Below are 11,901 nucleotides of genomic sequence, written 5' to 3'. Positions count from 1 at the left end.
TAGTTAAGGTCGTCTCCCACCTTCGGCGTGACTGCGCTCGCACGCCGCTGGTGCGGCGCCGAATCGGTATGCCGTCTCGGCCCTTCGGGTTTTGATCGCGGACGCGAGCGCCGATCCTGCGGGTCGGCCGCCGGCAGGTGCCGGCAGCGGAACGCGGGTGCGGTGCGCGCGCTGGCGCACGCCTGCGGCGACACCAGGGCGCGCGAGTTGTTGGTGCCCGCGTGGCACACTTGCCCGGGCGGGAGGCGCGGGCGGCGGCTGGCGCACGTGCTGGCGCGCGCACGCCGCCCGCGCGGCCCACCCGGTTGCAAGGGTGCGGTTCTTGGTCCGGGCGCCGGTGGCGCCCGGCAGCGCGGTCGCGCTGACAGGATGGTCGCCGCGGGTTTGCGCGGCGGCGTTGGTGCGCCGGCACGCGGACAGGGCAGGGGGAGCGTCGCTTCCTTGTAGTCCTGCCGCGGCATGCCGCAAGCCGGGCGGTGCCCGGCTCCTCCACGTTGTTTCGGCCCTTTGGGTGCGGCCTGCCTCCCTCGGCAGGACTGTCGGTTCGCTCCTGCCGCTCCCCCCTTCCGGCGCCGGTTGCGGTGTTTTGGAAGGAGAGAGGACCATGGGTGTTGGACACGAGAACCGGGCGAGCCTCTATGCCGAGGTGACGGGCCGGGTGATTGCCGAGCTGGAGCAGGGACGGCTGCCCTGGGTGCAGCCTTGGGATGCTGCGGCATGTGGGTGCGCGATGCCGGCCAATGCGGTGACCGGGCGGCGCTACTCGGGTATCAATGTGCTGATCCTCTGGGCGGCGGTGATCGAGGGGCGGTATGCCTCGCAGCGCTGGCTGACCTTTCGGCAGGCCCAGGCTGCCGGTGGAAGCGTGCGGCGCGGCGAGCGGGGTACGACGATCTGTTATGCGGATCGCTTCACCCCGAAGGACGAGGCCGAGCGGGCGCGCGACGAGGATCGCGAGGCGCGACAGCTGGCCTTCCTCAAGCGCTTCACTGTGTTCAATGTCGACCAGTGCGAGGGCCTGCCCGAGCGGCTGGCGGTGGAGGAGCAGGGCGAGCCGCTCGGGCAGGCGGACCGCATTCCCGCCGCGCATGCGCTGATGGAAGCGTGCGGCGTTGATATCCGGATCGGGGGTGGAGAAGCCTATTACAGCCCCGGCGGCGACTATGTCGCGGTGCCGCCGCAGCTGGCCTTCTACAACCCGATCAACTGGTATCGCACCGTGCTGCACGAACTGGGGCACTGGACCGGGCATCGCTCCCGCCTCGACCGCGATCAGTCGGGCGCATTCGGCAGCGCGGTCTATAGTCGGGAAGAGCTGGTCGCGGAAATGGCAAGCGCCTTCACCTGCGCGTCGCTGGCGATCCGGCCGACTGTGCGGCATGCTGATTATGTCGGGAGTTGGCTGGCGGTGCTGCGCGAGGATGAAAAGGCGATCTTCCGGGCGGCGAGCGCGGCCAGCAAGGCGGCCGATTACCTGCTTGGGTTCGTCTCGGACGGGGAGGCGGAGCAATGATGCGCTGGCTTCGTCTGCGGCGGATGCGCCGCGCCTTTCGCGCTCTCCCCGAGGGCGATCGGGCGATCTTCCGATCGGTGCGATTCGACGATTGCGATTACATCGAAACGGCCCGGCGGCATGGCTACACGGTGGCGGAGGTGGAACAGACCGTCGCCCGCGTAATCATCGCGCTCGACCGTGCAGCGCGGGGCAAACAGCCGTGAGGGACGCGACACCTCGCCCGGCGAAACCGGGCGAGGTGTACGCCGCAGCATCAGCGCGTTAGGATCGATCCATGAGGACCAGCCTCGATCATTTGCCCCAGCCAAGCAGCGCGAGCTGGAGCGCGTCGTCCAGATCCTGTTCGAGGAGTTTGGCGATGCGATCGCCATTGCCACGTCGGACTGGAAGAAGCAGGCGCGCATCCTCAAGGTCATCCTGTACGGCAGCTATGCGCGCGGCGGCTGGGTCGACGAGCCGCATACCGCCAAGGGCTATCAGTCGGACTTCGACCTGCTCGTGATCGTCAACAAGGACAAGCTCACCGATCGGGTGGAGTTCTGGGCGACCGCCGAGGACCGGCTCAACCGCGAACTGGGGATCACCAAGACGCTGCGCACCCCGGTCAATTTCATCGTGCACACCCTGCAGGAGGTGAACGACGGGCTGGCGCATGGCCGCTATTTCTTCATGGACGTCGCCCGTGATGGCATCGCGCTGTACGAGAGCGAACCCACCGAATTGCACCAACCCAAGCCGAAGACGCCTCCGCAGGCACTGGCGATGGCGCGGGAGTATTTTGTCGAGTGGTTTCCAAGCGCCGAGAAGTTCAAGCGAGCGGCCGATTTCCTGGCGGCAGAGGATGGACTCCGGGAAGCGGCATTCAACATGCACCAAGCCGCAGAACGCCTCTACCATTGCGTTTTACTGGTCTGCACCTTCTACACGCCGCACACCCACAATCTTGGCTTTCTGCGCACGCAGGCTGAACGCATCGATCCACGCCTGATCGACGCATGGCCGCGTGATCAGCGGGGCGAACGTTCGCGGTTCGAGAAGCTGAAGGAAGCCTATGTGAAGGCGCGCTATTCGAAGCATTACCGAGTCAGCGCCGAAGAACTGGCTTGGCTCGGCGAGCGCGTCGAGGTGCTGGGACAGGCGGTGCAGGTCATCTGCGAAGAACGCATTGCCGCACTGGAGCATGCCGCTGCCGCATGATTGCGCCAGTCGCTGGACAGGTTGATGGCCCGCACCTAGAGGGCACGCCCCTTTTCACACGGAGAATACGTCCATGAACAATGCCGATCTCGCCGACCGCGTTTCCGAAGCGCACGGCCTCACCAAGGCTGACGCGCGCAAGCTGGTCGACGGCATTTTCGCCGCCATCACCGAGGCGGCAGCGGCCGGCGAGGAAGTATCGCTGAACGGCTTCGGCAAGTTCAAGGTAAAGGAAAGCGCCGCGCGTGAGGGCCGCAACCCTTCTACCGGCGAAGCGATCCAGATTGCAGCGTCGAAGAAGCTGGCCTTCACGCCCGCAAAGGCCGTGAAGGACAAGCTCAACGGCTGATGGGTATCGAGGCCGTCCGCGCCTTTCTGGAGGCGCGGGCACCCGACATTGTGATCATCGAACAGGCTTCGAGCACCGCCACGGTGCTCGAAGCTGCCGCCACGCTTGGCGTGCTGCCGGGGCAGATCGCCAAGACGCTGTCGGTGCGCATCGGCGATGTGGTGGTGCTGGTCGTGGCGGCGGGCGATTGCCGGCTCGACAATCGCAAGGTGAAGGACGCGCTGGGCAGTCGTCCGCGCATGCTGCCGGCCGAGGAAGTCGAGCAGCTGACCGGCCATCCGGTTGGCGGCGTCTGCCCGTTCGGATTGCCGACGCCGCTGCCGATCTATTGCGACATTTCGCTACGCCAGTTCGAGACCGTCTATCCCGCTGCCGGATCGCGCACCGCGTCCGTGCGGATCACGCCCGAGCGGCTCGCGGAACTGGTCGGCGCGACCTGGGCGGATATCTGTTCGCCGCCGTCATGATTCTGCATCGCTGTCGGCGAATGCACGCCGCCCGCGCCGTCGCCAGAGTGTCAGCGCCTGGTCGCGATGTTCGCCCTGCAAGGTAGCCGCGGCTTCGACCATCAGCCCGAACAATACGGCGCGATCGTCGTCGGTAAGTTCGACGAGCCCGGCTTTCGTGACCAGCCCGCCGAGTTCGATCAGCTTCCTCGTCCGCTCGCGACGCTTCACGACCCAGTTCCGCCTGTCAATTCGCGCCTGCTGCGCTTCGAGCCGGTGCCGCGCCGCCGTCATCTGCCGCAGCCGATGCCGCACCCGAACGAGCGCGGCCGCGAGCTTTGCCCTCCCGTTGAAAGAAGGCCGCGCCACGCTGGCGCCAGCCCTCCCGCACCGTCATGTCCGACGTGCCGACGGCAGCGAGCAGCACGCCTGCCAATTGCTCGATCGGTAGCGCATCGGCACCAGTCGCAACGACCAGTTCGCCGAACCGATAGAGCTTGGCTTGCTTTAGCTGTCGGGCCTTGCTGTCGAGCGCCTTCAGCTCCGAATCAAAATCCCGTGGTTTTCGCATCGAAACCCCCACAGTTGATGGTTGAGATCCGGTGATTTAGGTACTGCATCGATCAGCGCAAATGTCGTGAAACATCTTGGGATGATCACGTCGCGAAAAAGATGAAATCTTTTGAGGGCGCGCTTATACGTCGTGCCGACGTCGCTTGCTTTGGTGTAAGTGAAGTGTCGCTATGGCGATCTACCACTTCTCGGCCAAGATCATCAGCCGCGCCAGCGGATCGTCGGCGCTTGCCGCTGCCGCCTATCGCTCCGCGTCGCGGCTGCACGACCAGCGGCTCGACCGGCACCACGACTTCTCCAACAAGGCCGGCGTCGTGCATTCCGAAGTGCTGCTGCCGGACGGTGCGCCCGAGCATCTCGCCGATCGGGAAAAGCTGTGGAATGCGGTCGAAGCCGTCGAGCTGCGCAAGGACGCGCAGCTTGCCCGCGAGATCGAGTTCGCGATCCCGCGCGAGCTGAACCAGGCCGAGGGTATCCGGCTCGCGCGCGAGTTCGTTGAACGGGAGTTTGTCGCGCGCGGAATGGTCGCCGATCTCAATGTACATTGGGATATCGGCGCCGATGGCGAGGCCAAGCCCCACGCGCATGTCATGCTGGCGTTGCGCGAGGTGGATGCCGACGGGTTCGGCAAGAAGAACCGCGACTGGAACCGCACCGACCTTCTCGAGACATGGCGCGAGCGCTGGGCCGGTCACGTCAATGCGCGGCTGGCGGAATTGGATATTGATGCGCGGGTCGATCACCGGTCGCTGGAGGCGCAGGGGATCGACCTCGAACCGCAGCACAAAATCGGCCCGGCAGCGGCACGGATGGCCGAACAGGGGCTGTCATCCGAGCGCTTGGAAGAACATCACGAGATTGCGCGCGCCAATGGCGAGAAGCTGCTCGCCAATCCGGCGATTGCGCTCGACTCTATCACCCGCACCCAGGCGACCTTCACCACCCGAGATCTGGCGATGTTCGTGCATCGCCACAGCGAAGGGAAGGAGCAGTTCGACCAGGTAATGGCAGCGGTGCGCGCGGTGCCCGAGCTGGTGAAGCTCGGCAAGGACGGGCGCGGCGATGATCGCTTCACCAGCCGTGACATGATCGAGACCGAATCGCGGCTGGAGCGCTCGACCGTGAAGCTCGACGCCAGTCGCCGCCACGGCATGGACGAGCAGCATCGCAAGGTGGCGCTGGCCCGCGCCGAGATGCGCGGGCTGGTCCTTTCGAGCGAGCAGCGCAGTGCCTTCGATCAGGTCACCAGCGGCAAGGATCTGGGCGTTGTCGTCGGCTATGCCGGCACCGGCAAATCGGCGATGCTCGGCGTTGCACGAGAAGCTTGGGAGAGCGCCGGCTATCAGGTGCAGGGCCTGGCGCTGTCCGGCATTGCCGCCGAGAATCTGGAGAGCGGATCGGGCATCGCGTCCCGCACCATCGCCAGCATCGAGCATCAATGGGGGCAGGGGCGAGAACTGCTGACTGACAAATCGATCCTCGTGATCGACGAAGCCGGCATGATCGGCACGCGACAGATGGAGCGGGTGATCGCCGAAGCCGAGAAGCGTCACGCGAAGGTGGTGCTGGTCGGCGATCCCGAACAATTGCAGGCGATTGAGGCCGGCGCAGCGTTTCGTTCGGTTGCCGAGCGGCATGGCGCTATCGAGATCACCGACATTCGCCGACAGCGCGAGGACTGGCAGCGGCTGGCGACGCGGCAACTCGCCACCGGGCGGACCGCAGAGGCTCTGGAGGCCTACCGGCAGCAGGATGCGCTTCACCTTGCCGAAACGCGTGAAGCGGCGCGGGCCGCGCTGATCGAGCGCTGGAATCGGCAGCGGCAGGAAGCACCCAGCGCCAGCCGGATCATCCTCACCCATACCAATGACGAAGTGGCGGCGCTAAACCGGGCGGCGCGCGACCGGCTACGTGCGCACGGCGAGCTGGGTGAAGATGTCACCTGGCAGGTCGAGAAGGGGGAGCGGCAATTTGCCGCTGGCGATAGGGTCATGTTTGGGCGCAACGAGCGCAGCCTGGGCGTCAAGAACGGATCGCTGGGACGGATCGAAAGTGTCACCGCCACCCGTATGGCGGTGCTGCTCGACAATGGCGGTTCGGTCGCCTTCGACCTCAAGGACTATGCCGCCGTCGATCATGGCTATGCCGCTACCGTGCATAAGGCGCAGGGTGTCACCGTCGATGAGGTGCATGTGCTGGCAACACCGGGATTGGATCGGCACGCCGCCTATGTCGCACTGTCCCGACACCGCGAGCGTGTCGACCTTCATTACGGCCGCGACGACTTTTCGGGCCATGCGACGCTGGCGGCGGCGCTGTCGCGCGAGCGGGGCAAGGATATGGCGTCCGACTATGCGCCCGAATTCGCAGCACGTCGGCAGATCGTGCTGCCGCCGCCGGTTCCGGCCCGGCAGCCGGCACCCAAGCGCGACATGTTCGCCGGGCTGAAGTTGCGGGTATCCCCCGAAGTGCCGCCACCGGCACAGCCATTGGCACCTAAGCAGGTGCCGCAGCCTGAACCCGTGGTCGTGCCGACGCGGGCCGTGCAGCGCCATGCGACGATTATCCGCGCGATGCGCTTCGCGAATCGTGTTGGTGACCGCCACACCCCCGCGCAGCGCGAGGAGCTCCAGGCGAGCCGTGCAGCGCTGAATGTGCTTGCTCCGTATGCCGCGCGCGATCTTGAGCTGGCGTTCTCCAACGATCCAAGTCTGATCCAGGAAGCGTCAGAAGGCCAGGTGGCCAGGTCGATCCGCGCCATGCAGTTCGAAGAAGATATTCGTGTCGATCCACAGCTTCGCGCCGACGCCTTCGTGCAGCGCTGGCAGGCACTGGACCGACAGCGCCGGCTGCTGTTGCGAAATCAGGAGACCACCGACGCGAACAGGGTCGGCGACCGGATGATCGGCATGGCGAAGAGCCTTGAGCGCGATCCGCAGGTCGAGTCCATTTTGCGCAACAGAAAAGCCCAGCTCGGCTTGCCCGAGATGCCTGGAAGGAGCGTGGGTCAAAGCTTGGCAGACCTCATCGGCCGCGGACGAAGCCGTGGGCTCAACATCGGGATGTGAGCCGGGCCGCAGCTACGCGCCCCAACTTTAGCCATCAGGCCGGTCTCCGCGAGGCCCCGAAACTGCCGTTCGTTTGGTCCGCTCGGGCGGCAAATGAAAGCCCGGGTTTGGGACGAAGCGGTCGTTCCAAGTTTGGCACTTCGATGGCGGCTTTCGGCGGAAACAGACGCTCCAGCTCTCCTAGGGGCCCAATCGAATGACGTTCCAGCGAATGGCAACGAACGCCTTGGCCCTCCCTGCTTCCCGCTGTTCCTGCTCACGAGTGATCACACCCGCCGCCCCCCCCCCGACCGACGCGCAGCTCGCTCGAGCGACCGCTGGTCCTCCTTCGCTATCTTCCGGCCCCCGCAGTGCCAGGCGTCAACAACCTCACGAAGGAAGCACACGTCTTCATGGGGGCGATCGTGTTCAAATCCCAAGGTCCGAAAAAGAGTACCTCGGGTACGGGCGCGCCCGAGCGGCTGCGGGAAGGCTTGCGCGTCCAAACGGAGGCCGCCTCGACCATCGCTCCTGTCTCCGCATCAGCCTTGCGGGTCGGACGTAACCCGGCCAAGACCGTCGATTGGATGCGCCTCGAGGCTCCATGTGGAGCCCTCGACCCGACGGACTTGCCGCTTAAGAACGTCGCAGTTCGATCCATGCGGGCTTCACTTCGTTGAATAGGTTGCCTTTAATCTGATCGAGCGCTTGCCATCCATGAGTCAGATTCATGACTACAAGCGAAACGGCCGATCTAATCCCTAGAACCTCATTCGATTACATACGACGGGTGCAATCGAACATCGAAGGAGGTTCGCCATGAACCAGCAAAATGGAAACCTGAACGCGCCCGACCCAGCATCCGATCATGACGTCGGACGGCGTGATCTCCTGAAAATTACCGGCGCCGGCGTGGCCGCGCTGGGCGCGATGTCCATCATCAACATGCCATTCGAAGCGAACGCTCAAGGCATTGTTGAGGGCGCCGACAATTTCTACAAGAGCGAAAAGCTGAATTTCCAGAAGGTCACCTTCAAGAACCAGTACGGGATGGACATCGTCGCCAACCTGTACACCCCCAAGAACGCAAACCCGTCCACCAGATACCCTGCTATCATTGCCGGTCATCCGAACGGGGCAGTCAAGGAGCAAAGTTCCAGCCTTTACGCCCAGAAGCTCGCCGAGCAGGGGTTTGTGACACTGGCTCCCGATCTGACATTCTGGGGCGAGAGCGAAGGCCCTCGCAACGCCGTCGCCTCCGATTTTTACACAGAAGCATACATGGCGTCGGTGGACTTCCTTGGCACCCGTCCTTTCGTCGACAGGAACCGGATCGGCATTGTCGGGATTTGCGGCAGCGGCGGCTATGCGATCAGCGCAGCAAAGCTCGATCCGCGTTTGAAGGCGATCGCCACCGTCAGCATGTATGACATGGGCGCAGTCAACCGTAACGGCCTCAACAAGTCGCAGACGCTCGAACAGCGCAAGCAGGCTCTCGCTGCCGCTGCGGAACAGCGCTACGTCGAGTTCAAAGGTGGCCCAAAGAAGTACAGCGATGGCATGCTCGAGACGCTGCGGCCCAATGCGCATCCCATTGAGCGCGAGTTCTTCGACTTCTACCGCACGCCCCGCGGCCAGTTCGTGCCGGCTGGTGCGACGCTCTACACGACGACGAACCGCCCGATCACGGCGGAAGTCAAGCAGATGAACTTCTATCCGTTCAACGACATCGAGACGATCTCGCCGCGGCCGCTGCTGTTCATCACCGGTGACCAGGCGCATTCGAAGGAGTTCAGCGAGGACGCCTACGCCCGCGCTGCGGAACCGAAGGAACTGATCTGGGTCAAGGGTGCAGGCCACGTCGATCTCTACGACCGCGTGAACCTGATCCCGTTCGACCGGCTCACGACGTTCTTTCAGAAGCACCTCGTTGCTTGAGTGGCGCCTGGGAGAGCGGTGCTTAAAAGCGGCGCTCTCAGCCACGCCGCCCGCAATTCACAGTCAGTAAGGCTAAATTGGGTTGACCGTGGCCGGCTCAAATAATCGACATAACAGTCCGCTCAGCGGCGCAACCAAGATGATGGTGATAAAATGAAAAACATAGTTCTGGCAGCTTCCTTGTCGCTCTTGGCGACGGCGGCAAATGCCGCTGATCTGCGCTTGTCAAGTTCCGATGTGGAGCACAACAAGCAGATGGCCGACCAATATCTGCAGAATGGATCTGGATGCACCGGCGGCGATCAATCGCCGGCACTATCTTGGTCCGGTGCGCCTCAAGGCACGAAAAGTTTCGCTGTGACCATGTACGATCCGGATGCGCCGACCGGGAGCGGATGGTGGCATTGGAGCGTGTTGAATATCCCGACGTCCGTGAACCATCTGGATCGGAATGCAGGGCAGCGCGATGGCAGCAAGCTGCCCGCCGGCGCCGTGCAAGGCCGTACCGATTTTGCCAGGCCCGGATATGGCGGAGCGTGCCCGCCAGCCGGCGACAAGACGCACCATTACCACTTCAAGATCTGGGCGCTGTCGGTCGAAAAGCTGGAAATCAACACGGAGATGAGCGCCGCCCAGGTAGGGTATATGGTGCGTTCGAATAGCCTGGCTTCCGCAGAAATTGTGCCGGTCTCCACCCGGTAAATTCAGCGCAATTGGCTGAGAAAACGGGGTGGGTCGCTCGTTTCCTCAGCCTAATGTGCTTGATCGGCAAGATGACGGTCGCAGTTAGTCTGCGGTCTTGCTCGCGATCTCGCCGGCCGGCGCGTTACTGCAGGCGGCGGCAAACAACGGACAATGATTATGGTTGCGATCTGCGGAGGGGAGCCAGCCGCAGCCGAGATCCAGTGGGAAGCCCGCGAGTTCCCCGGGGCCAGCGACGCCCTCCGAGGCGGCTTGGGCTTCCAGCATGATGGTCGAGAGACCACTGGCGGCGAGGCGCCCGGCCGCCGCAATATCTGCGGCGCTGTGACCTGCTCCCCGTTTTCAGGCCGCCGATAAACTGGTTCGGTGTCCTGTCCCCTGGCGGGGGCGGCTCGTAAACTCGGCAGGTGTCAGTCCGCGAAGGCCGCTACGCGCACGGTGTTGTAGTCCGTCCGCCATGTCTCGATATCCGTCCTGCTGCGGCCAGCGATGGGAACAGGTGCTCGTTCAGGCACTCGTAGCGCACCGCAATGACTTGATCATCGCTAAATCGGCTTCGCCGCATCACTCGTCTACAGCTGACGAGCTAACTTGCCAATGGCACGATTTGTGAGGAGCAGATCACGTCAAGGAAAGACGTACCTCCAAATGCATCCAATGGTGCTGGTTCGTGAGGTTCCATCTCGCACGAGCTTAAATCTAGTCGCTGCCCCACAACCTGATTCGCCGCTATAATTCGCACATCGAAATGAAGAGGGCGCACGAGTGCCGCGAGAGAACGTCAATGACCTGCTTGCCTTCCTGGCGGTCGCCCGGGAACGGAGTTTCACCAAAGCCGCGGCCAGATTCGGGATTTCCCAGTCCGCCTTGAGTCACACCATTCGAGGGCTCGAAACCAGGCTTGGCGTTCGGCTCCTCACGCGCACCACACGGGCCGTGTCGCCGACCGAGGCCGGCGAGCGGCTATTGAACGGGATCGGCCCCCATTTTGACGAGATTGATGCTCAGATCGACGCACTCAGCGACCTGCGTGACAAGCCCGCAGGTAACATCCGTATCTCGGCCCCAGACCACGCGATCAACTCCGTCCTTTGGCCGAAACTGCAAAAATTTCTGCCAAACTACCCCGATATCAAAGTTGAACTACTGCGCGAGAATGGCCTGACTGACATCGTCACAGAGCGTTACGAGGCAGGGGTCCGCATGGGAGAGCAACTCGCGAAGGACATGATCTCGGCCCGGATTGGCCCAGATTTCCGTTTCACTGTGGTGGGTGCGAAATCCTACTTCAAGGACCAGGCAGAGCCGCAGCACCCGCAGGATCTCATCCGGCACACCTGCATCAACGAGCGCCTTCCCACTAACGGGGGCCTTTGGGCGTGGGAGTTTGAGGACCAAGGTCGCGAGATCAAGACCCGCGTTACGGGGCAGCTTGTCTTCAACAACTCGTATCAGGCCGTCGAAGCGGCGGTCGCGGGATTCGGTCTTGCCTATGTGCCTGAGGATGTCGCTTTGCCGCATATTCAGAAGGGGCGGTTAGTGCGCGTGCTCCAGGGCTTCAGTCCGCTCTGGGGTGGTTACTACATGTATTATCCGAGCCGTCGTCTGGCCTCGCCGGCTTTCGTCGCCCTCTTGGAAGCGTTACGCCATCGCGCTTAGTTCTATACCGGCGACAGTCCCGCCCGGGGGAACGCCACAGCGCTCACACACGATGCGATCGGGTTAGGATATCAGTGCAACTTCCCTATCTGGCGCTTTCCGCCCCACGCCGGTTGCGGGCTTAGAGGAGATGGCGGCCGTCCCGAGGCTCCACGTGAACCTGGCTCCGATGAGCCGGTCGACCTGCTGGGGACGGGCGGCCGCGAGGTTGTACAGCCATGCCGGGAACTTCGACCAGTTGAGCGTAGCGTAGCGTAAGCGGCAGCTTTCGGAGTGAGCCGCCGTACGAAGCGCTGGATCAAAATGGCGTATTTTGGTCGACTGCTGCCTAAGGCGGGATCGACCCGTCTTGGGAAAATTCTACCGCTTCAGACCGATGTGTAGAATGGCCGTTCTTAGTGATTGGCGCTTGCAGTCATAGGGTGCGCGCTTATTCCCAGCCTCGCCGATGCGCTTCCATCGAACTTTTGAGGG

The 11,901-nt window shown here is 63.5% G+C and carries 10 protein-coding genes and 1 pseudogene; 9 read left to right on the top strand and 2 right to left on the bottom strand.

Features of this window, described 5'->3' with window-relative positions:
- Window positions 1-604 precede the first annotated feature (604 nt).
- The 5 genes and pseudogenes from SPI01S_RS00055 to SPI01S_RS00035 all read left to right on the top strand — a co-directional run bounded on the left by SPI01S_RS00055 (window position 605) and on the right by SPI01S_RS00035 (window position 3,529).
- A complete protein-coding gene (locus tag SPI01S_RS00055; RefSeq protein WP_066716331.1) occupies window positions 605-1,513 on the top strand; it encodes an ArdC family protein in 909 nt (302 codons plus the stop codon).
- Window positions 1,510-1,719, top strand: coding sequence for a sigma factor-like helix-turn-helix DNA-binding protein (locus SPI01S_RS00050; protein ID WP_084253185.1), 210 nt, complete (start codon window positions 1,510-1,512; stop codon window positions 1,717-1,719). Before SPI01S_RS00055 ends, SPI01S_RS00050 begins: the two co-directional genes overlap by 4 nt.
- A 71-nt stretch (window positions 1,720-1,790) precedes the next feature.
- Window positions 1,791-2,713: pseudogene (locus tag SPI01S_RS00045) on the top strand (HEPN domain-containing protein).
- A gap of 73 nt (window positions 2,714-2,786) precedes the next feature.
- Window positions 2,787-3,062 carry an HU family DNA-binding protein gene (locus tag SPI01S_RS00040; RefSeq protein WP_044334776.1) on the top strand — a complete coding sequence of 92 codons (276 nt, stop codon included), beginning with the start codon at window positions 2,787-2,789 and terminating at the stop codon, window positions 3,060-3,062.
- Entirely contained in the window at window positions 3,062-3,529 is a 468-nt protein-coding gene (locus tag SPI01S_RS00035; RefSeq protein WP_066716325.1) for a YbaK/EbsC family protein, read from the top strand. The genes SPI01S_RS00040 and SPI01S_RS00035 overlap by 1 nt, the downstream gene beginning before the upstream one ends.
- Here the strand turns inward: SPI01S_RS00035 and SPI01S_RS00030 are convergent.
- Complete coding sequence (locus tag SPI01S_RS00030; RefSeq protein ID WP_245653401.1) at window positions 3,524-3,739, bottom strand: conjugal transfer protein TraD; 216 nt, start codon at window positions 3,737-3,739, stop codon at window positions 3,524-3,526. The two genes, SPI01S_RS00035 and SPI01S_RS00030, sit on opposite strands and share 6 nt — an antisense overlap.
- 16 nt (window positions 3,740-3,755) lie before the next feature.
- Window positions 3,756-4,091 (bottom strand): conjugal transfer protein TraD, encoded by a 336-nt coding sequence (locus tag SPI01S_RS21635; RefSeq protein ID WP_306305010.1) that lies wholly within the window; start codon window positions 4,089-4,091, stop codon window positions 3,756-3,758.
- 160 nt (window positions 4,092-4,251) lie between these two features.
- Here SPI01S_RS21635 and traA point away from each other — a divergent pair, with 160 nt between their 5' ends.
- From traA to SPI01S_RS00005, 4 genes are all read left to right on the top strand, one after another.
- Entirely contained in the window at window positions 4,252-7,149 is a 2,898-nt protein-coding gene (traA, locus tag SPI01S_RS00025) for a Ti-type conjugative transfer relaxase TraA (protein WP_066716319.1), read from the top strand.
- Between the two features lie 798 nt (window positions 7,150-7,947).
- Window positions 7,948-9,066, top strand: a complete 1,119-nt coding sequence (locus SPI01S_RS00020; protein ID WP_084253183.1) for an alpha/beta hydrolase — start codon at window positions 7,948-7,950, stop codon at window positions 9,064-9,066.
- Between the two features lie 153 nt (window positions 9,067-9,219).
- Complete coding sequence (locus SPI01S_RS00015; RefSeq protein ID WP_066716316.1) at window positions 9,220-9,768, top strand: YbhB/YbcL family Raf kinase inhibitor-like protein; 549 nt, start codon at window positions 9,220-9,222, stop codon at window positions 9,766-9,768.
- Between the two features lie 765 nt (window positions 9,769-10,533).
- Window positions 10,534-11,427 carry a LysR family transcriptional regulator gene (locus SPI01S_RS00005; protein ID WP_066716310.1) on the top strand — a complete coding sequence of 298 codons (894 nt, stop codon included), beginning with the start codon at window positions 10,534-10,536 and terminating at the stop codon, window positions 11,425-11,427.
- Window positions 11,428-11,901: the final 474 nt, after the last annotated feature.

The sequence above is a fragment of the Sphingomonas pituitosa NBRC 102491 genome (assembly GCF_001598435.1).
GTDB lineage: Bacteria > Pseudomonadota > Alphaproteobacteria > Sphingomonadales > Sphingomonadaceae > Sphingomonas > Sphingomonas pituitosa.
The sequence above is the reverse complement of the archived record's forward strand: the minus strand, read 5'-3'. Positions and strand labels throughout refer to the sequence as shown.